Here is a 21,143-nt window from a genome sequence, read left to right as displayed (position 1 = left end):
AGCTGGGGGCCGCAGGCGACAAGCTGCTGACAACTGTCGGAACTGTGTTGCCTGCTGCCACAAGCCCACCACAGGCGTTGAGGTCCCTGTAGGAGCGGGCATGCCCGCGAAGCAGGCAACACCGATGTGCGGTTTTACTCGGAACGCTTGATCAACCGCTCGATGCGCGCATCCAGCCGGCGCTTGATTTCGTTCTCGATATGCGGGGTAAAGTCGTTGATCACGTCCTGCATGATCATCTGCGCCGCGGCGCGCAGCTCACTCTCCAGGTGCAGCAGGGTGTCCTGGCGGCGCGTCTGCGGGTCTTCCTCGGGCGCAGCCGCGTCGGTAACCGGCGCGTCCGGCAACAACGGAAGTTGCTCGACCGTTTCGGTCAGCAGGGGGGGTTGCAGGTCGGCATCGCCGAGCAACTGGCGGATCGACTCAAGGTCGTCGAGCAGGTGAGCCGAGTCGGGCAGGGGGGAGTGCTTGTCCATCGTCGTCAAAGTCGCTGTAAGCGGTGGTCTTGCAGAGCATAGCCCTGTTCACGGTAGAAACGGAATCGCTCTCGCGCCGATTGGCGAATGTCGGGCGCCTCGACGACGATTTCCGCCACCCGCTCGAACTGGCCGACAAAGCCCGGCACGCTGGCGCCCAGGTTGATCAGCAGGTCGTGATGGTCACCGGCGTGTTCCGCCAGGCCCAGGACCACGCCGGCGTCGGCATGCACCTCGGCCAGGTCGTGGGGCACGAAGGCTTCGCCCTTGAACCGCCACAGGCGCAGGTCCAGTTCGTCGCGTTGCTCGGCATCCTGGCAATGCAGATAGACCCGGTGGCCAAGGCGCCAGGCCTTTTCACAGAGTTTGCAGGCGAAATCGAGCCGCGCCGACAGCGAGTCGGTAGGCAGAATATAGAAGTCGACTTTGCTCATGGTCGGTATGGCCGGCCGGTGGCGCGCCAGGCACCACCGGCGTCATGGCCTCAGGCGCCAGCGCGGTCCAGCAGGTACTGGGTCAGCAGCGGCACCGGGCGACCCGTGGCGCCCTTGTCCTTGCCGCCGCTGACCCACGCCGTACCGGCGATGTCCATGTGCGCCCAGTTATAGGCCTTGGCGAAACGCGACAGGAAGCAGCCTGCGGTGATGGTGCCGGCCTTCGGCCCGCCGATGTTGCCCATGTCGGCGAACGGGCTGTCCAGTTGTTCCTGGTACTCGTCGAACAGCGGCAGTTGCCAGGCTCGGTCGTCTGCGCGCTTGCCCGCGTCGAGCAATTGCCCGACCAGGTCGTCGTTGTTGCCCATCAGGCCGGAGGTGTGGCTGCCCAAGGCGACGATGCAGGCGCCTGTCAGGGTAGCGACGTCGATCACCGCCTGTGGCTTGAAACGCTCGGCGTAGGTCAGGGTATCGCACAGCACCAGGCGGCCTTCGGCGTCGGTGTTGAGGATTTCCACGGTCTGGCCGCTCATGGTGGTGACGATGTCACCGGGGCGGGTGGCGCCGCCACTTGGCATGTTCTCGGCGCAGGCCAGCAGGCAGACCAGGTTGATGGGCAGTTGCAGTTCCAGCACCGCACGCAGGGTGCCCATGACGCTGGCGGCACCGCACATGTCGTACTTCATTTCGTCCATGCCGGCGCCGGGTTTCAGGCTGATGCCGCCGGTGTCGAAAGTGATGCCTTTACCTACCAGCACGAAGGGCTTGTCGGCCTTCTTGCCGCCCTGGTAGTTGAGCACGATCAGGCGTGGCGGCTGGTCGCTGCCCTGGCCCACGGCGTAGAAGGCGCCCATGCCCAGGTCCCTGATTTTCTTCTCGTCGAGCACTTCGACCTTCAGTGCCTTGTGCGCCTTGCCCAGGTCCTTGGCCTGCTCGGCAAGGAAGCTCGGGTGGCACAGGTTAGGTGGCAGATTGCCCAGGTCGCGGGTGAACGCCATGCCGGTGGCGATGGCGCTGGCGTGCTTCACCGCGCGCTCGACGTCGGCCTGGCCGGCCTTGTCTGCCAGCAGGGTGACTTTTTTCAGTGCGCGCGGCTCGACCTTCTGGCTCTTGAAGCGGTCGAACACGTATTCGCCGTCCTGCAGGGTTTCGGCCAGCAGGCGGTACTTGCCGTAATGGGCATCGCGGTTGCTGACGGCGATATCGTCCAGGGCCAGCACGGCATCGGCGCCGTTGAGCCCCTTGAGCACACCGGCGACGCTGGCGCCCAGCTTGCGCCAGGCGCGGTCGCCCAGGGCTTCGTCCTTGCCACTGCCGACCAGCAGGACGCGTTCGGCCTTGAGGCCCGGAAGGTTGTGCAGCAGCAAGGTCTGGCCCGGTTTGCCGGCCAGGTCACCGCGCTTGAGTACCGCGCTGATGGCACCCTCGGTGGCCTGGTCGACGGCCTTGGCCACCGCGCCAAGTTTGCGATTTTCACCGACTGCAATGACCAGGGTGGCGGTTTTTACCGATGCAGCAGCTACGCTTTTTACAACCAGTTCCATGTCAGGGTCCCCGAATGATCGATACAAATGGCGCTGTAAATTGCAGCGCTCTGGACGGGCCTGGCCGCGTCGTCGCGCGCCAGCGGAAAAGCTGCCAGTTTGAGCCTGCCGCCCGCGTGCTGACAACCCCGTTATGCGCCTTCACGCGCCGCCAAGTGACAGGCGCAGCCAATCACAGGATAATGCGCGCACTTTACATGGAGGTTCGCCTTTGGCGAACCGGCATTGGTCTTGGATGTACTAAGTCATTGTTTGGCGCCATTGCATGGCAGTCCACCCTGACAACCCAGGAGTGTCTGGTTTGATCGTCTTTCGTTATCTGTCCCGCGAGGTCCTGGTGACCTTGAGCGCCGTCAGCGCCGTGCTGCTGGTGATCATCATGAGTGGGCGCTTCATCAAGTACCTGGCCCAGGCCGCCCAGGGCGTGCTCGACCCGGGCGTATTGTTCCTGATCATGGGTTTCCGCCTGCCGGGTTTCCTGCAGCTGATCCTGCCCTTGGGGCTGTTCCTCGGCATTCTGCTGGCGTACGGCCGCCTGTACCTGGAAAGCGAAATGACCGTGCTCTCGGCCACTGGCATGAGCCAGCAGCGCCTGCTGGGCATGACCATGGCGCCGGCTGCACTGGTGGCGCTGCTGGTGGCCTGGCTGAGCCTGAGCCTGGCGCCACTGGGCGTGGCCCAGGTGCAGCAGATCATCGCCCAGCAGGACACCCTGACCGAGTTCGACACCTTGGTGCCAGGCCGTTTCCAGATGCTGCGTGACGGCTCGCGGGTCACCTACACCGAGCAACTGTCGGACGACCGCGTCAAGCTCGGTGGCGTGTTCATCTCCGAGAAACGCTTCAATCAGGACAAGACCAAGGACCGTGCGCCGTCGGTGCTGGTGGCGGAAAAGGGCCACCAGGAGATCCAGGCCGATGGCAACCGTTACCTGGTGCTGGAAAACGGTTACCGCTACGACGGTAACCCCGGCCAGGCCGACTACCGGGCCATCAAGTACGACACCTATGGCGTGTTGCTGCCCAAGCCGGAAGTGGCCGAGGAAGTGACCGAGCGCGAGGCCATTCCGACCCTCGACCTGTTCGGCAAGACCGACCTGCGCGAACGCGCCGAACTGCAATGGCGGCTGTCATTGCCGATCCTGGTCTTCGTGGTGACCCTGCTGGCGGTGCCGCTGTCGCGGGTCAACCCGCGCCAGGGCCGCTTCCTCAAGTTGCTGCCGGCGATTCTTCTGTACATGGCCTACCTGACAATGCTGATTTCCGTACGTGGCGCCCTGGAGAAGGGCAAGTTGCCGATTGCCTTGGGCATGTGGTGGGTGCACGGGCTGTTCCTGCTCATCGGCCTTGGCCTGATGTACTGGGAGCCATTGCGCCTCAAGCGTGCCGCCCGCCGTGCGGAGGTGGCCCATGGCTAAGCTCGACCGCTACATCGGCCAGAGCGTGCTGCTGGCCATCCTGGCAGTGCTGGGGATCATCCTCGGCCTGGCCTCGTTGTTCGCGTTCATCGATGAGATGGGCGACCTGAGCGACACCTACACGGTGATGCAAGCCGGTTACTACGTCTTGCTCACCGCGCCACGGCGGCTGTACGAAATGCTGCCCATGGCTGCGCTGATCGGCTGCCTGATTGGCCTGGGCAGCCTGGCCAGCAGCAGCGAACTGACCATCATGCGTGCGGCCGGTGTGTCCATCGGGCGTATCGTCTGGGCGGTGATGAAGCCCATGCTGGTGTTGATGCTGGTCGGCCTGCTGATTGGCGAATACGTGGCGCCGGTCACCGAGAACAAGGCCCAGGCTGACCGCTCGCTGGCCCAGGGTGGGGGCGAGGCGCAGAGCTCAAAGCGTGGCATGTGGCATCGCCAGGGCGAGGAGTTCGTGCACATCAACGCCGTACAGCCCAACGGCCTGTTGCTCGGCGTGACCCGCTACCGCTTCGACAGCGAGCGCAAGATCCAGACGTCGAGCTTTGCCCGGCGTGCCCAGTACACCGACGATCACTGGTTGCTCAGCGACGTCAGCACGACCTTCTTCCGCGGGGACCACACCGAGGTGGTGAAGGCCCCCACCGAGCGCTGGGACGTGTCGCTGACTCCGCAACTGCTGAACACCGTGATCCTGGCGCCGGAGTCGCTGTCGATCACCGGCCTGTGGGACTACATCCACTACCTGTCCGACCAGGGCCTGAACAACGCCCGTTACTGGCTGGCGTTCTGGACCAAGGTCCTGCAGCCGATGGTGACTGCGGCACTGGTGTTGATGGCCATTTCATTCATCTTCGGCCCGCTGCGCTCGGTGACCTTGGGCCAGCGGGTGTTCACCGGCGTGCTGGTGGGCTTCGTATTCCGCATCGGCCAGGACCTGCTCGGCCCTTCGAGCCAGGTGTTCGGCTTCCCGCCCTTGCTGGCGGTGGTCATCCCGGCGGGCATTTGTGCCCTGGCCGGTGTGTGGTTGCTGCGCCGGGCGGGGTAATGGCTTGAGCTGGAGATAATGCTTGTCTGTTAAGCGTTACTGGGGCTGCTTTGCAGCCCTTCGCGGGCACGCCCGCTCCCACAGGTTTGGCGCTGAACTCAAGAAATGCGCGATCCCCTGTGGGAGCGGGCGTGCCCGCGAAGGGTCGCAAAGCGACCCCAAATTACTTAACTGACAGGCATTAACCCTAGGTCGGCTTTTTCATTGGGGCTTTCTATTTCTTCTGTTTCGGCACACGCACCAGCTGGCTTTCGGAATAGATGTCATGCCAGCCCCGCTTGCGTTTGTCGATCAGCGCCCAGAAGAAACCCAGCCCCAGGCACAACCACGACGCGATCGACACCACAAAGCGCAGCAGTGCCTGCCACAGGCTGATCGCCGAACCATCTGCGTTCTGTACCCGTACGCCCCACACCTGCATGCCCAGCGTCTGCCCGCCGTGGGTCCAGAACTTGGCGAAAAAGCCGAACAAGGCGAACAGCAGCACCGTGGACAGCAACGGGTCGCCGTCCAGTGCGCCTGCCTCGGTCAGCTCGCGCATGCGGGCTTCGCCAATGATCGCCATCTGGATCATCTTGTAGGCCCCAGCGGTCACGATCAGCAGCGCGGTGCACAACAGGAAGTCGTAGAACATCGCCGCCAGGCGTCGGCCCAGGCCGACCGGCGGAAAATCACCCTGGGGTGTGAGCAAAGGCTTGGACATGCAAAACGGCTCCAGAAGATGAAGCCGCTATTCTACGGGCAAAAAAAAGCCCCTGCACTTGGCAGGGGCTTTTGCAGTCGGGTTCGGCTTAGCCTGCAACCTGGACTTTGTCCGCTTGCATGCCTTTCTGGCCCTGCACGGCCTCGAAAGTGACCTTTTGGCCTTCTTTCAGGCTCTTGAAGCCGTTGCCTTCGATTGCGCGGAAGTGCACGAACAGATCCGGACCGCTTTCTGGGGTGATGAAACCGTAACCTTTTTCGTCATTGAACCACTTGACGGTACCGTTCTGACGTTCAGCCATTGTCTTATTTCCTATGGAGCTCGAATTTTGATGACAGTTACTTTCGCACGTTGTGTAAGCGAAAGATTACTGGGCTGGGTTGCAGGAAAGTAAGAGACGTCGAACGGGTTGTAGCAACGCTTGGCTACTGGCCCAGGTCACGAACTATTGCGACCCATGCAAACACAGTGGAATGACTCTACGCCAACTCCCGAGCGAAAAACAAGCCCTCGGCCACGCGGAAAAACGGCCTTTTTTCACGCACCGATCACCATCGTGCAAACGGCATGGTGGCTGGCCTGGCGCCATGTTCAAAAGTTACCGGGCAGGTTTCGGAAACGAATATGCCACGCCTGCCCGCAACCTTTACAAAGCCGATTCACCCACGGTAGTAACGTTGCGCCACGAAAGGCATTTTGCTGACTTTCAAGGCCACCTTCTTGCCACGCACCACGGCAAATAGCGCGGTGTCGATTGCCGCATGTTCACTATCGATATAACCCATTGCAACGGGCGCCCCAAGTGTCGGGCCAAAACCGCCGCTGCACACTTTGCCGACCAGTTTATCGTTGGCATCGACAATGTCCGCGCCTTCGCGTACGGGCGTTCGCTCTTGCGGCAACAGGCCGACACGTTTGCGTGCCACACCGTCGCGCTGCTGGGTGAAGATGGCCTCCGCGCCCGGGAACCCACCTGCACGCTGGCCGTCGGCGCGGCGCACCTTGGAAACCGCCCACAGCAAGCTGGCCTCGACTGGGGTGGTTTCGCTGTTCATGTCGTGGCCATACAGGCACAGGCCGGCTTCCAGGCGCAGCGAATCACGGGCACCCAGCCCGATCGGCTGTACTTCCGGTTCGGCCAGCAGGCGGCGGGCCAAGGCTTCGGCAGCGCCGGCCGGCACCGAGATCTCGTAGCCATCTTCGCCGGTGTAGCCCGAGCGGCTGACGAAGCAGTCTTCGCCCAGCAGTTTTACCTCCCGCAACTGCATGAAGGTCATGTTGGCCACTTCCGGCGCCAGCCGCGCGAGTACATGCGCTGCCGCCGGGCCCTGCAGGGCCAGCAGCGCACGCGCCTCGAACAGCGGCTGCACGTCGCAGGCGTTGCCGATCTGCGCTTGCAGGTGAGCCAGGTCCTGCGCCTTGCAGGCCGCGTTGACCACCAGGAACAGCTTGTCGTCGCCCAGGTTGGCGACCATCAGGTCGTCAAGAATGCCGCCTTGCGCATCGGTGAACATGGCATAGCGCTGCATGCCCACTGGCAGGTCGATGATGTCTACCGGCACCAGGCTTTCAAGGGCTTTGGCAGCGTTGGCACCGTGCAGGATGATCTGGCCCATGTGCGACACATCGAACAGGCCGGCCTGTTCACGGGTATGCAGGTGCTCCTTGAGGACGCCCAGCGGGTACTGCACCGGCATGTCATAGCCCGCGAACGGCACCATGCGCGCCCCCAGCTCCAGGTGCAAGGCATGCAGTGGGGTCTTGAGCAGTGTTTCGGACATCGGTGACTCCTTGCTTTCGTTAGTGGGTCAACACTCGATGATGTTGACGGCCAGGCCGCCACGGGCGGTCTCTTTGTATTTGCTTTTCATGTCGGCGCCGGTCTGGCGCATGGTGCGGATGACCTTGTCGAGCGACACGTAGTGCTGCCCGTCGCCGCGCAAGGCCATGCGCACCGCATTGATCGCCTTTACCGAGCCCATGGCGTTGCGCTCGATGCAGGGCACCTGGACCAGCCCGCCAATGGGGTCGCAGGTCAGTCCCAGGTTGTGTTCCATGCCGATTTCGGCGGCGTTCTCCACTTGCTGCACACTGCCGCCCATCACCTCGCACAGCGCCCCTGCAGCCATCGAGCAGGCCACCCCGACTTCGCCCTGGCAGCCCACCTCGGCACCGGAGATGGAGGCGTTTTCCTTGTACAGGATGCCGATGGCCGCAGCCGTGAGCAGAAAACGCACCACCCCGTCTTCGCTGGCACCGGGCACGAAGCGAATGTAGTAGTGCAGCACCGCGGGGACGATACCGGCGGCGCCATTGGTGGGCGCGGTGACCACCCGCCCGCCATAGGCGTTTTCCTCGTTCACAGCCAGCGCATACAGGTTCACCCAGTCCAGTACCGACAGGGCATCGCGCAGGCTGGCCTCCGGGTGCCGGCTGAGCTGGCGGTACAGTGCCGGTGCCCGGCGCCTGACCTTGAGCCCACCCGGCAGAATGCCCTCATGCTGGCAGCCGGCTTCGACGCAGTCCTGCATCACTTGCCAGATGCGCAGCAGCCCGGCGCGGGTTTCTGCCTCTGGGCGCCAGGCCTGCTCGTTGGCCAGCATTACCTGGCTGACCGCCAGGTTGTGTGTGGTGCAGTGGCCAAGCAGCTGTTTGGCGGTGGTGAACGGGTAGGCCAGGGCGGTGCTGTCCTCGACAATGCGGTCGTGGCCGGCGGCGGCTTCGTCAACCACGAAGCCGCCGCCCACCGAGTAGTACTCGCGGCTGCGGATTTGAAGGCCGGCGTTGTCGAATGCGCGGAAGATCATGCCGTTGGGGTGGTAGTCCAGTGGCTTGCGGATCATTGCCAGGTGCTGCTTTTCATTGAAGGCAATGGTGTGCTCGCCCAGCAGCTTGAGCTTGCCACTGCTGCGGATCGCCTGCAGGCGGGCGGGGATGCTGTCGGTATCGAGGGTGTCCGGCTGTTCGCCTTCAAGGCCGAGCAACACAGCCTTGTCACTGCCGTGGCCTTTGCCGGTGGCACCCAGTGAGCCATACAGCTCGGCCTTGACGCTGGCCGTTTTGGCCAGCAGGCCATCACGGCGCAGCCCTTCGGCAAACCGCGCAGCGGCGCGCATCGGGCCGACGGTGTGGGAACTGGAGGGGCCGATGCCGATCTTGAACAGGTCGAAGACGCTCAAAGCCATTGCTCGTTCCCTCCAGAAAGAAAAGGCGAGTGCTGCGCACTCGATCGCCGGCAAGCCAGCGCCCACAGGTACGACGTTCCTGTGAGAGCAGGCTTCTTACAGGTGCAGCACAACCCTTGCAGGCAGTGGAGCCCTTGTGGGAGCCGGCGAGCCGGATCAGGCGTCCTGATAGCTCTCGATCGACGGGCAGGCGCACACCAGGTTACGGTCGCCGAATACGTTGTCGACGCGGCCGACCGGTGGCCAGTACTTGCCTTCCACCAGGCCAGGCAGCGGGTACACCGCCTGCTCGCGGCTGTAACCGTGCGCCCATTCGCCAACCAGCTCGGCCGCGGTATGCGGGGCGTTTTTCAGCGGGTTGTCGTCTTTGTCCAGGCTACCGTCCTCGACCGCGCGGATTTCTGCGCGGATCTGGATCATGGCGTTGCAGAAGCGGTCCAGTTCTTCCTTGGACTCGCTTTCGGTCGGTTCGATCATCAGCGTGCCGGCCACCGGGAAGGACATGGTCGGGGCGTGGAAGCCGAAGTCGATCAGGCGCTTGGCCACGTCGTCGACGCTGATGCCGCTGGTGTCCTTCAGTGGGCGCAGGTCGAGGATGCATTCGTGTGCTACCAGGCCATTGCCGCCGCTATACAGGACAGGATAGTGCTCTTCCAGGCGGCGGGCGATGTAGTTGGCGTTGAGGATCGCCATCTGCGACGCACGCTTGAGGCCGGCACCGCCCATCATGCGGATGTACATCCAGGTGATCGGCAGAATGCTGGCGCTGCCGAACGGCGCGGCGCACACCGCACCCTGGGTATTTTGCAACTGCGCATGGCCGGGCAGGAACGGCGCCAGGTGCGACTTGACGCCAATCGGGCCCACCCCCGGGCCGCCGCCACCGTGCGGAATGCAGAAGGTCTTGTGCAGGTTCAGGTGCGACACGTCGCCGCCGAACTTGCCCGGCGCGCACAGGCCGACCATGGCGTTCATGTTGGCGCCGTCGATGTACACCTGGCCACCGTTGTCGTGAATGATCGCGCAGATTTCGCCGATCGCTTCCTCGAACACGCCGTGGGTCGATGGGTAGGTGATCATGATCGCGGCCAGGCGCTCGCGGTGTTCGATGGCTTTGGCGCGCAGGTCCTCGACATCGACGTTGCCGCGGGCGTCACAGGCGGTAACCACCACCCGCATGCCGGCCATGTTGGCGGTAGCGGGGTTGGTGCCGTGGGCAGAGGAGGGAATCAGGCAGATGTCGCGGTGGCTTTCGCCACGGCTGCGGTGGTAGGCACGTATGGCCAGCAACCCGGCGTACTCGCCCTGCGAGCCGGCGTTGGGCTGCAGCGACACGGCATCATAGCCGGTAGCAGCGCACAACATTGCTTCCAGCTCGGTGGTCATCTGCAGGTAGCCCTGGCTTTGCTCGGCCGGCGCAAAGGGGTGCAGGTTGCCGAACTCGGCCCAGGTCACCGGGATCATTTCGCTGGCTGCGTTCAGCTTCATGGTGCAGGAGCCCAGCGGGATCATGCTGCGGTCCAGCGCCAGGTCCTTGTCTGCCAGGCGGCGCAGGTAGCGCATCAGTTCCGTTTCGCTGTGGTAGCGGTTGAATACCGGGTGTTGGAGGATGGCCGACTGGCGCAGCAGGGCCGCGGGCAGCAGCGAACCGGTGCTGGCAGCCAGCGCGGCGAAGTCAGGCAGGGGCTGGTTGCCAGCGAACAGTTGCCACAGGGCCTGCACGTCAGCCTGGGTGCTGGTCTCGTCCAGCGACAGGCCCAGGTGGGCGGCGTCGACCTGGCGCAGGTTGATACCTTGGGCGCGGGCCTGCTCATGCAGGCTGGCAGTGGCGGTGCCGGTGGCCAGGGTCAAGGTGTCGAAGGCTGTTGCACCGACCACTTGCAGGCCCAGGCGGTTCAGGCCGGCTGCCAGAACCGCGGTCAGCGCCTGGGTGCGCTCGGCGATGCGCTTGAGGCCGGCCGGGCCGTGGTACACGGCGTACATGCTGGCGATATTGGCCAGCAGCACCTGGGCGGTGCAAATGTTGCTGGTGGCCTTCTCGCGGCGGATGTGCTGCTCGCGGGTTTGCATGGCCAGGCGCAGGGCGGTCTTGCCGAAGCGATCGATCGACACGCCGACCAGCCGGCCTGGCATGTCGCGCTTGAAGGCGTCACGGGTGGCGAAGTAGGCCGCGTGTGGGCCGCCGAAGCCCAGGGGCACGCCAAAGCGCTGGGCGCTGCCGATGGCCACGTCGGCATCGAACTCACCCGGTGGGGTCAGCAGGGTCAGGGCCAGCAGGTCGGCTGCCACGGCGACCAGCGCGTTGGCGGCATGGAAGCGCTGCACCACTTCACGGTAGTCGAACACCTCGCCATTGCTGGCCGGGTATTGCAGCAGCGCGCCGAAGAAGGCACTGGCATCGCCCAGCTCGCGTTCGTCGCCGACCACCACGTCGATGCCCAACGGCTCGGCGCGGGTGCGCAGTACGTCCAGGGTTTGCGGGTGGCAGTGCACCGACGCGAAGAAGCTGTGGCTGGCCTTGTTCTTCGACAGGCGCTTGCAGAAGGTCATGGCCTCGGCTGCGGCGGTCGCTTCGTCGAGCAGCGAAGCGTTGGCGATCGGCAGGCCGGTGAGGTCGCTGATCAGGGTCTGGAAGTTCAGCAACGCTTCCAGGCGGCCCTGGGATATTTCCGGCTGGTAGGGCGTGTAGGCGGTGTACCAGGCCGGGTTTTCCAGCAGGTTGCGCAGGATGGGGGCCGGGGTGTGGGTGTTGTAGTAGCCCTGGCCGATGAAGCTTTTGAACAGCTGGTTCTTGCCGGCGATGGCCTTGAGTGCTGCCAGCGCGTCGGCTTCACTCTGGCCGTCGTGCGCGCCGAGCACGCTGGTGCCCTTGATGCTGTCGGGGATGACCGCCGCGGTCATGGCGTCCAGCGATTCGAAACCGAGGGCGGCGAGCATGGCCTGCTCGTCGGCGGTGCGCGGGCCGATGTGCCGGGCGATGAATTCGTTGGCGGTGCTGAGGTTGATGGTCATGGCGCAGTCCTCAGGCTTCAGCGTTGGCTTTGATCAGGCGGTCATAGGCGTCCTGGTCGAGCAGGGCGCTGACTTCGCTGATGTTGGCCGGGGTGAAGCGGAAGAACCAGCCTTCGCCCATCGGGTCTTCGTTGACCAGCTCCGGGCTTGAGTCGAGCTGTGCGTTGACTGCAACCACCTCGCCGGTCAGGGGCATGTACACGCCGCTGGCAGCTTTCACCGACTCGACGGTGGATGCTTCGCTGCCTTTCTCGTACTGCTGCAACTCGGGCAGTTGCACGAACACCACATCGCCAAGGGCGTTCTGGGCGAAGGCGGTGATGCCCACGGTGACACTGCCATCGGCTTCGACGCGCAGCCATTCGTGATCTTCGGTGAAACGCAACTCGCTCATGCGGAATCCTCGGGCGTTGGGCGCGGTGTGCCCGCGCTCTTGGGTCGGGATTCCCATAGCAATAATGCGGCCAATTTCAAAAAAGGCTTATAAAACAATAAGTTAAATTTTTATTGAGGCGCTCGATTTTTGGCGGTGGAACGAAAACGCTACATCGCACGCGGGTTGAAAAAGCGTTTCTCTATCAAACCCTTGTGTAACCGCATGCGTACACCGATGTAGCGTTTTCCATACGGTGTAATCAAAGCGTTACAGTGCCGCGACGCCTGTTTGGCACGTTACTGCCAACCCCATAGTCGGGCGACGCCACAGGTACGGTAAAGGGCATCAACCTGCCATGAACAGCGGCAGTGCCAGATAGAGTTTGATCACGATGACATTGATGATGTCGATGAAGAACGCCCCCACCATGGGCACCACCAGAAAGGCAATGTTCGAAGCGCCGTAGCGCTGGGTCACTGCCTGCATGTTGGCAATGGCAGTGGGCGTGGCCCCCAGGCCAAATCCGCAATGGCCGGCAGCCAATACCGCTGCATCGTAATTGCGACCCATGACCCGGAACGTCACGAAAATTGCGAACAGCGCCATGATCAGTGTCTGTGCGGCCAATAATGCGAAGAACGGCAAGGCCAGCGCTGCCAGGTCCCATAGTTTGAGCGACATCAAGGCAATGGCCAGGAACAGCGACAAACTGACATTGCCCAGTACCGAAACTTCCCGTTCGAACACACGGTAGAAGCCGAATGCGGATAGCCCATTGCGCAGCAATACACCCACGAACAGCACACACACAAACGTCGGCAGTTCGAATGCAGTTCCTTTGAGTGCGCCATTGAGCAAAGAACCGGCAAGCAGGCTTACCGCAATCAGCGCCAATGTTTCTACAAATGAAAACGATGTTATCAGGCGCTCTTTGTCAGGCCGCTCGAAACCCTGGGGCAGTTGCGGCAGTTCCTCATCGGCCCCCGGCGTTTTCACCCGCTTGATCAGCAGCCGGGCAACCGGCCCGCCGATCAGGCCGCCCAGCACCAGCCCGAAGGTGGCCGAGGCCATCGCCAGTTCCGCAGCCGAGGCCAGGCCGAACTTTTCGCTGAACGTGGCGCCCCAGGCGGCGCCGGTGCCGTGGCCGCCGGACAGGGTGATCGAACCGGCCAGCAGGCCCATCAATGGGTCCAGCCCCAATGCCGAGGCCAGGCCGATGCCCATGGCGTTCTGCACCAGCAACAGGCTGGTGACCACCAGCAGGAAGACCACCACCACACGGCCGCCTTTTTTCAGGCTGGCAAAGTCTGCGCTCAAGCCGATGGTGGCGAAGAAGGCCAGCATCAAGGGTGTTTGCAGTGAGGTATCGAACTGCACCTGCACATCGAAACTGCGCAACGCCAGCAGGGCAAAGGCGACGACCAGGCCACCGGCAACGGGTTCCGGAATATTGTAGACGCGCAACAAACCAATCCGTGCAACCAGCCCGCGCCCCAATAACAGGACGAGAGAGGCGGCTACAAGTGTCCCGTAAAAATCGAGTTGAAACATCAGGTGCTCTCGTTATATCCAGTAGCGAACCACGCTCCGCACTTGGGCGGATCAGTGGGATGACAAGTGGCAATACACCGTCACCATTCTACGAGGCATATGTGGGAGAGTATCTTTCACGCGCGTAGGAAAGGTCTGAACAACTACCGGGTTATTGCAACGACTATCAGCCTTTGCCGGGTATTCCATATTTACGCAAGCGCTGGGCAATGGCGGTGTGCGAAGTGTGCAAGCGCGCAGCCAGTTGCCGGGTGGAGGGGTAGCTGGCGTACAGACGTTGCAGCAGCTCACGCTCGAAATCGCCCACGGCTTGCTCCAGGCTGGCCACTTCGCCATCTTGCCCGCGCGCCACCGAGGTGCCGGCGATGTCCAGGTCATCGATGTCCACCAGGTTGCTTTCGCAGATGGCCGCCGCACGGAAAATCACGTTCTGCAGTTGGCGCACGTTGCCCGGCCACGGGTTGGCCAGCAGCGCCGAATGGGTGGCCGGGGTCAACCGGCAGGCTGGGCGCTGGATCTGCGTGCAGGCCTGCTGCATGAAGAAGTGCGCCAGCATCAGGATGTCCTGGCCGCGGTCGCGCAGGGGCGGTACCTGCAGGTTGAGCACATTCAGGCGGTAGAACAGGTCTTCGCGGAAGCTGCCTTCGGCCACCATGCGCTCCAGGTCGCGGTGGGTGGCGCTGATGATGCGCACATCGACCTTCACTTCGCGGTCGCCGCCCACCCGGCGGAAGCTGCCGTCACTGAGGAAGCGCAGCAGCTTGGCCTGCAGGTACGGTGACATTTCGCCGATCTCATCCAGAAACACCGTACCCTGGTTGGCCAGCTCCATCAGCCCCGGCTTGCCGCCGCGTTGCGCGCCGGTGAAGGCGCCGGGTGCGTAGCCGAACAGTTCGCTCTCGGCCAGGCTCTCGGGCAGGGCGGCGCAGTTCAGCGCCAGGAACGGTGCCGCCTGGCGGCTGCTGATGGCATGGCAGGCGCGGGCCACCAGCTCTTTGCCGGTGCCGGTTTCGCCATGCACCAGCAGCGGCGCATCGAGTGCGGCAACGCGCATGGCGCGTGCTTTGAGGGTACGGATGGCCGGTGACTCGCCCAGCAGGGCGTCGAAGCCCTCGGCGTGGTCGTGGTGCAGGGCCGACAGGCGTTCGCCCATGCGCGATGGCGGGTAAAGCGTCAGCAGGCCACCGGCGTTGGTAATGGGCATGGCATCGAGCAGCAGGCTGTGGCCGTTCAGTTGCATCTCGCGCATGGGCAGGTGGAAGTTGTTGTCCAGAAGCGCCTGCAGCAGCCCGGCGTCGCCGAACAGCTCGCCCACCGAGCGCCCGGCCGATTCGCGGCCGCACAGCTCGATCAGCGCCGGGTTGGCCAGCAACACCTTGCCGGCGCTGTCCACGGCCAGGACCGGGTCGCTCATCGCTGCCAGCAATGCATCCAGTTGCAGGTGCCGACGTTGCCCGGGAAGGATGTCGACCACGTCCACCGACTGAACCCCGTGCACTTCGAACAGTGCGTCGTGCAGCTCTTCGAGCACCGCGGGGCTGAGCGTCGGGGCGTCGATGTAGACGTTCGGCGGGACCATCTCCACGGCGTCCAGGTTGAGGTTGCGGGCACCGAGCAGGGCTAGCACTTCCTGAGTGATGCCGACGCGGTCGATGAAGCTGACGTGGATGCGCATGGGGACGTAGAGGGTGGTGGCCGGGGAGGGCGGTAGTATGCCTCAACATCGCCGGGGCTGCCTTGCAGCCCCAAACTTGTGAAAATCACTCCAGGTGTTCTCGCTTGATCGGGTCGCCCGACTTCACATCCAATTTTTCGCGAATGTCCGCGAACATATGGTCATAGAGCTTGTGCGGTGAACTCAGGTTTTCGAATTTCTTCGGCGACGGCAGGTACGCTTGCGCCCTGCGCGTCAGCAGCATGAGAAAGCTGGGCAGGGCCTGGTCCTTGGGCAGGAAGAACGCTTCATCGACTGCCTTGCCTTCGATGCTGCCATGCATGCGGAACTGAATGCCTCTACCTTCCTTGGGGTCCGACACTGCCTCGTATTCGATGTTCAGGTCATAGCTGTGGTCATCTTTGTTCAGCGCAATGCGCTCGATGTGTACATGACCGGGGTGGTACTGGGCCATGGAAAGCTCCTTGGGAAGGTCGAAAATGACGGGCCGCGCAGGCCCGCCCACTGCATTCAACGGTAGCTGATCCCCGGCTTCGCGGTCGAAACCCGGGTGCCGGCTGTGCCTTTGACAATTTCCTCGATGTTTTCCAGCGAACTGATCACTGCCACCTTGCCGGTATGGCGGGCAAAATCACAGGCGGCCTGCACTTTCGGCCCCATGGACCCCGCGGCAAAACCCAGCCGCTGCAGTTCGTCGGGGTGCGCTTGGGCGATGGCTTTCTGCGTAGGTTTACCCCAGTCAATGTACGCCGCATCCACGTCGGTGGCGATGATCAGAAGGTCGGCTTCCAGTTGCTCTGCCAGCAGCGCCGAGCACAGGTCTTTGTCGATGACCGCCTCCACCCCTTTGAGCTTGTGGTTTTCATCGTACAGGGTGGGGATGCCGCCGCCGCCCGCGCAAATCACGATGCTGCTCTTTTCCAGCAGCCACTTGATCGGGCGGATTTCAAAGATGCGCTTGGGTTTCGGGCTGGCCACCACACGTCGGTACTTGTCGCCGTCAGGCTTGACCACCCAGCCCTTCTCGTTGGCCAGGCGCTCGGCCTCGTCTTTGCTGTAGACCGGGCCGATGAACTTGGTCGGGTCCTTGAAGGCCGGATCGTTGGCGTCGACTTCAACCTGGGTCAGCAAGGTCGCGAACGGCACTTCGAAGGCCAGCAGGTTGCCCAGCTCCTGCTCGATCATATAGCCGATCATGCCCTCGGTCTCGGCGCCCAGCACGTCCAGCGGGTAAGCCTCGTCCGGTTTGTAGGAAAGGCCCTGCAACGACAGCAGGCCGACCTGCGGGCCATTACCGTGGGCAATGACCAGCTCGTTGCCGGGGTGGATCTTGGCGATCTGTTCGGCGGCGGTGCGGATATTGGCACGCTGGTTGTCAGCGGTCATGGGTTCGCCGCGGCGCAGCAGGGCGTTGCCGCCCAATGCAACAACGATACGCATGGGGAATGTCCTTTTGAGGTGGGCTTGGGGGTGCAAGCGGCAAGCGGCAAGTTGCAAGTTGCAAGTTGCAAGTCGCAAGTCGCAAGCAGAAGCAGGCCGGTGTGATCAGCTGCTTTCAGCTTTCAGCTTGCCGCTTGCCGCTTGCCGCTTTCAGAGGTCAGCCAGGGTCGAAACCAGGATCGCCTTGATTGTGTGCATGCGGTTTTCCGCCTGCTCGAAGGCAATGCAAGCGGGCGACTCGAATACGTCGTCGGTCACTTCGATGCCGTTGGCCAAGTCCGGGTACTGTTCGGCAATCTGCTTGCCCACCTTGGTTTCGGAGTTGTGGAACGCCGGCAGGCAATGCATGAACTTGGTGCGGGGGTTGCCAGTGGCCTTCATCAGTTGCGCATTCACCTGGTAAGGCTTGAGCAGCTTGATACGCTCGCCCCAGGCCTCGATCGGTTCACCCATCGATACCCACACGTCGGTGTGCACGAAGTCCACGCCCTTGACCGCGGCCAGCGGGTCTTCGGTCAGGGTGATACGCGCGCCACTTTCTTCTGCGTACTGCTTGCAGCGCTCAACCAGGTCCTCATGTGGCCACAGCGCCTTGGGCGCGGCGATGCGCACGTCCATGCCGAGTTTGGCGCCGATCAGCAGCAGCGAGTTGCCCATGTTGTTGCGCGCATCGCCCAGGTAGGCGTAGCTGATGTCGTGCAACGGCTTGTCGCTGTGCTCGCGCATGGTCAGCACGTCGGCGATCATCTGGGTAGGGTGATACTCGTCGGTCAGGCCGTTGAACACCGGCACCCCGGCGAACTTGGCCAGCTCCTCGACGATTTCCTGCTTGAAGCCACGGTATTCGATGGCGTCGTACATGCGCCCGAGTACGCGGGCGGTGTCCTTCATGCTTTCCTTGTGGCCGATCTGCGATGAGTTGGGGTCGATATAGGTGACATTGGCACCCTGGTCGTAGGCCGCCACTTCGAAGGCGCAGCGGGTGCGGGTGGAGGTTTTTTCGAAGATCAGGGCAATGTTGTTGCCCTTCAGGTGTTGCTGTTCGGTGCCGGTGTACTTGGCGCGCTTGAGGTCGCGGGACAGGTCCAGCAGGTAGCGCAACTCGCGCGTGGTGTGGTGTTCCAGGCTCAGCAGGTTGCGGTTGTGAATGTTGAACGCCATGACTTTTCTCCTTGGGTAGGGTGAACGCACCGGCCGCCGCTGGGTAAGCGCGGCCGGGGTAATGGGCGTTAGTAATCGATGGGGTCACGAATGATCGGGCAGGTCATGCAGTGGCCGCCGCCCCGGCCCCGGCCCAGTTCGCCGGCGCTGATGGTGATGACCTCGATGCCAGCCTTGCGCAGCAGGGTGTTGGTGTAGGTATTACGGTCGTAGCCGATGACCACGCCTGGTTCGAGGGCCACCACGTTGTTGCCGTCATCCCACTGTTCGCGTTCGGCGGCGAAGCTGTTGCCGCCGGTTTCGACCACCCGCAGCTTGACCCCGAGCTGTTCGCCGACCACGTCGATGAACGACTTGTTCACGCGGCGCACGTCCATGCCATACGGCTTGCTTTCGTCCGGGCGAATGATGAACGGCACGATTTCCTTGACCACTTCCGGGAAGACCGTGACCAGGTCGCGGTCGCAGAAACTGAACACGGTGTCCAGGTGCATGGCGGCGCGCGACTTGGGCAGGCCGGCGACCACCACTTCCCTGACCGCACCGTGGGCGAACAGGCTCTGGGCCAACTGACCGATGGCCTGGCGCGAGGTGCGCTCGCCCATGCCGATCAGCACCACGCCATTACCGATCGGCATCACGTCGCCACCCTCGAGCGTGGCGTTGCCGTGGTCCTTGTCCGGGTCGCCATACCACACCTGGAAGTCGGCGCTGGTGAACGCCGGGTGGAATTTGTAGATGGCGGTGGTGAGTAGCGTTTCCTGGCGCCGTGCTGGCCAGTACATCGGGTTCAACGTGACGCCGCCGTAGATCCAGCAGGTGGTGTCACGGGTGAACTGGGTGTTGGGCAAAGGTGGCAGGATGAAGCTGGAGTGCCCCAGGTAGTCGTTGTACATCTTGACCACTTCGGCGCCTTCGCTCTGCGGCAGGTCCTGGCCGGCCACGCCGCCGATCAGGAATTCGGCCAAGTGGCGCGGTTCGAGACCTTCCAGCCAGCTGCGCACTTCATTGGTCAGGCCCACGCCGACGGTATCGGCGGTGATCTTGCGGTCCAGAATCCACTTCAGCGCTTCAGGTTGCTGCACGATGTCGGTCAGCAGGTTGTGCATTTCCAGCACATCCACGCCACGCTCACGCATCTTGGTGACAAAGTCGAAGTGGTCACGCTTGGCCTGGTCGACCCAGATCACATCGTCGAACAGCAGTTCGTCACAGTTGCTCGGCGTCAGGCGCTTGTGCGCCAGGCCCGGTGCGCACACCATGACTTTGCGCAGCTTGCCGGCCTCGGAGTGCACACCGTACTTCTGTTTTTCAGCGGACATGGTTTCATTCCTCCAATGGGACGAAAGCGTGGTCAAAGGGTCAGGAAGCCGTCGTACAGGCCATAGGCTGCCACCAGGGCGCCGATCACCACGGCGGCGAAGATCAGCTTTTCCACGTTGGTGAAGATGGGTTGGCCCACTTCACGCTTGGCCTTGGCGAACAGGATCGCGCCAGGGGCGTACAGCAATGCCGACAGCAGCAGGTATTTCACACCGCCGGCGTACAGCAGCCAGATGGCGTACAGCAGGGCGATAGCGCCGATGATCAAGTCTTTCTTGCGTTCGGCCAGGGCCTGCTCATAGGTTTCGCTGCGCAGCGCCAGCAGGAAGGCGTAGGCCGCCGACCACAGGTAGGGCACCAGAATCATGGAGGTGGCGAGGTAGATCAGCGACAGGTAGGTGCTGCTGGAAAACAGCGTGATCACCAGGAAGACCTGCACCATGGCGTTGGTCAGCCACAGCGCATTGGCCGGTACCTGGTTGGCGTTCTCGCGGCGCAGGAATGCCGGCATGGTGTGGTCCTTGGCGGCGGCGAACATGATTTCGGCGCACAGCAGCACCCACGACAGCAAGGCCCCCAGCAACGAGATGATCAGGCCGACACTGATCAGTACCGCCCCCCAGTGGCCGACCACATGCTCCAGCACGGCGGCCATCGACGGGTTCTGCAGCTTCGCCAGTTCCGGTTGGGTCATGATGCCCAGCGACAGCACATTGACCAGTACCAGGAACAACAGCACGGTCACGAAGCCGATGACCGTGGCCTTGCCCACGTCGGCGCGCTTTTCGGCGCGTGACGAGAAGATGCTCGCACCCTCGATACCGATGAACACCCATACGGTGACCAGCATCATGTTGCGGACCTGGTTCATCACACTGCCCAGTTCGGGCGTGCCCCGGCCCCAGATGTCGGCGGTGAAGATGTCCAGCTTGAAGGCGAACAGGCAGATCAGGGCGAACAGCACCAGCGGCACCACCTTGGCCACGGTGGTCACCAGGTTGATGAACGCCGCTTCCTTGATGCCGCGCAAGACCAGGAAATGCACGGCCCATAGCAGTAGCGAGGCGCCGATGATGGCGGCTGGCGTGTTGCCCTCGCCAAAGACCGGGAAGAAGTAGCCCAGGGTGCTGAACAGCAGCACGAAGTAGCCGACGTTGCCCAGCCAGGCACTGATCCAGTAGCCCCAGGCCGAAGAAAAGCCCATGTAGTCGCCAAAGCCGGCCTTGGCGTAGGCATAAACCCCGCCATCGAGGTCTGGTTTGCGGTTGGCCAGGGTCTGGAACACGAAGGCCAGGGTCAGCATGCCCACGGCAGTGATGGCCCAGCCGATCAGTACCGCGCCAACCCCTGCGCTGGCCGCCATGTTCTGCGGCAGGGAGAATATGCCGCCGCCAATCATCGAGCCGACCACGAGTGCAACTAATGCACCGAGTTTCAATTTTCCGGATGAATCAGACATTTAACAACTCCTGCCAGGAGAAAGTTGACGACAGCATAAATCCGCCGTCTCAGCCATTCGCTGACGTGGGTCAGGTCATGGTGCCGTGAAGTAGGAAAAAACCTTCACGGTGCTCCTGGAGTGTGCCGACATCTCAAGCTGCAGGCCTTGCGCACTGGCACCTCCATGTCATTCTAGAGCAAACGCTCTGTTCAACCTGCGATGCTTGACGCTAGTCGCTTTCGCGGCTTTCGCCACTTTTTTACGCATATTTCGAGTTTTATCACTTTCTTTTCCAGTGACTATCTAGCTGCTAGTTTTTACAGAATCTATTTATAGATAAAACTGTTATTA

18 protein-coding genes are annotated in these 21,143 nt (G+C 62.7%); 2 read left to right on the top strand and 16 right to left on the bottom strand.

The features are described from left to right. Positions 1–134: 134 nt before the first annotated feature. From QME24_RS18885 to QME24_RS18875, 3 genes are read right to left on the bottom strand one after another with little or no spacing between them, the layout of a single operon-like run. The gene (locus QME24_RS18885; protein ID WP_054881584.1) at positions 135–476 is read right to left on the bottom strand and encodes a hypothetical protein; all 342 of its coding nucleotides are present in this window, start codon (positions 474–476) and stop codon (positions 135–137) included. A gap of 5 nt (positions 477–481) precedes the next feature. Continuing rightward, entirely contained in the window at positions 482–910 is a 429-nt protein-coding gene (locus QME24_RS18880) for a DNA polymerase III subunit chi (RefSeq protein WP_281690948.1), read from the bottom strand. A gap of 50 nt (positions 911–960) precedes the next feature. Beyond that, entirely contained in the window at positions 961–2,454 is a 1,494-nt protein-coding gene (locus tag QME24_RS18875; RefSeq protein WP_281690947.1) for a leucyl aminopeptidase, read from the bottom strand. A gap of 301 nt (positions 2,455–2,755) precedes the next feature. On the opposite strand from QME24_RS18875, the gene lptF reads away from it, so the two are divergent. Beyond that, on the top strand, positions 2,756–3,871 hold the full coding sequence (lptF, locus tag QME24_RS18870) for an LPS export ABC transporter permease LptF (protein WP_029886778.1): 1,116 nt from the start codon (positions 2,756–2,758) through the stop codon (positions 3,869–3,871). Next, positions 3,864–4,925, top strand: coding sequence for an LPS export ABC transporter permease LptG (gene lptG, locus QME24_RS18865; protein ID WP_029886777.1), 1,062 nt, complete (start codon positions 3,864–3,866; stop codon positions 4,923–4,925). The genes lptF and lptG overlap by 8 nt, the downstream gene beginning before the upstream one ends. Before the next feature lie 214 nt (positions 4,926–5,139). Here lptG and QME24_RS18860 read toward each other — a convergent pair whose 3' ends face one another. The 13 genes from QME24_RS18860 to arcD all read right to left on the bottom strand — a co-directional run bounded on the left by QME24_RS18860 (position 5,140) and on the right by arcD (position 20,810). After that, on the bottom strand, positions 5,140–5,628 hold the full coding sequence (locus QME24_RS18860; protein WP_029886776.1) for an RDD family protein: 489 nt from the start codon (positions 5,626–5,628) through the stop codon (positions 5,140–5,142). A gap of 88 nt (positions 5,629–5,716) precedes the next feature. Further along, positions 5,717–5,929, bottom strand: a complete 213-nt coding sequence (locus tag QME24_RS18855; RefSeq protein ID WP_003257941.1) for a cold-shock protein — start codon at positions 5,927–5,929, stop codon at positions 5,717–5,719. 358 nt (positions 5,930–6,287) lie between these two features. Next, positions 6,288–7,409 carry a glycine cleavage system aminomethyltransferase GcvT gene (gene gcvT / locus QME24_RS18850; protein WP_054881586.1) on the bottom strand — a complete coding sequence of 374 codons (1,122 nt, stop codon included), beginning with the start codon at positions 7,407–7,409 and terminating at the stop codon, positions 6,288–6,290. A gap of 27 nt (positions 7,410–7,436) precedes the next feature. Further along, entirely contained in the window at positions 7,437–8,813 is a 1,377-nt protein-coding gene (locus tag QME24_RS18845) for an L-serine ammonia-lyase (protein ID WP_281690946.1), read from the bottom strand. Between the two features lie 156 nt (positions 8,814–8,969). Then, positions 8,970–11,825 carry an aminomethyl-transferring glycine dehydrogenase gene (gene gcvP / locus QME24_RS18840; RefSeq protein WP_029885503.1) on the bottom strand — a complete coding sequence of 952 codons (2,856 nt, stop codon included), beginning with the start codon at positions 11,823–11,825 and terminating at the stop codon, positions 8,970–8,972. A gap of 10 nt (positions 11,826–11,835) precedes the next feature. Continuing rightward, positions 11,836–12,219, bottom strand: coding sequence for a glycine cleavage system protein GcvH (gene gcvH, locus QME24_RS18835; RefSeq protein WP_009687031.1), 384 nt, complete (start codon positions 12,217–12,219; stop codon positions 11,836–11,838). 327 nt (positions 12,220–12,546) lie between these two features. After that, positions 12,547–13,752: a sodium/glutamate symporter gene (gene gltS / locus QME24_RS18830; RefSeq protein WP_154211640.1), complete on the bottom strand. Its 1,206-nt coding sequence runs from the start codon at positions 13,750–13,752 to the stop codon at positions 12,547–12,549. Between the two features lie 166 nt (positions 13,753–13,918). Next, positions 13,919–15,427 (bottom strand): sigma-54-dependent transcriptional regulator, encoded by a 1,509-nt coding sequence (locus tag QME24_RS18825; protein WP_029885501.1) that lies wholly within the window; start codon positions 15,425–15,427, stop codon positions 13,919–13,921. 85 nt (positions 15,428–15,512) lie between these two features. Further along, positions 15,513–15,881: a DUF5064 family protein gene (locus QME24_RS18820; RefSeq protein WP_054905896.1), complete on the bottom strand. Its 369-nt coding sequence runs from the start codon at positions 15,879–15,881 to the stop codon at positions 15,513–15,515. A 56-nt stretch (positions 15,882–15,937) separates the two neighbouring features. After that, positions 15,938–16,867 carry a carbamate kinase gene (arcC, locus tag QME24_RS18815; protein WP_009683385.1) on the bottom strand — a complete coding sequence of 310 codons (930 nt, stop codon included), beginning with the start codon at positions 16,865–16,867 and terminating at the stop codon, positions 15,938–15,940. A 150-nt stretch (positions 16,868–17,017) separates the two neighbouring features. Then, on the bottom strand, positions 17,018–18,028 hold the full coding sequence (locus tag QME24_RS18810) for an ornithine carbamoyltransferase (protein ID WP_009683386.1): 1,011 nt from the start codon (positions 18,026–18,028) through the stop codon (positions 17,018–17,020). 68 nt (positions 18,029–18,096) lie between these two features. Further along, positions 18,097–19,350, bottom strand: coding sequence for an arginine deiminase (arcA, locus tag QME24_RS18805; protein WP_009683387.1), 1,254 nt, complete (start codon positions 19,348–19,350; stop codon positions 18,097–18,099). Between the two features lie 32 nt (positions 19,351–19,382). Further along, positions 19,383–20,810, bottom strand: coding sequence for an arginine-ornithine antiporter (arcD, locus tag QME24_RS18800; RefSeq protein WP_009683388.1), 1,428 nt, complete (start codon positions 20,808–20,810; stop codon positions 19,383–19,385). Between the last annotated feature and the right edge of the window lie 333 nt (positions 20,811–21,143).

The organism is Pseudomonas sp. PARCl1, from assembly GCF_947311875.1.
Lineage (GTDB): Bacteria > Pseudomonadota > Gammaproteobacteria > Pseudomonadales > Pseudomonadaceae > Aquipseudomonas > Aquipseudomonas juntendi.
The sequence above is the reverse complement of the archived record's forward strand: the minus strand, read 5'-3'. Positions and strand labels throughout refer to the sequence as shown.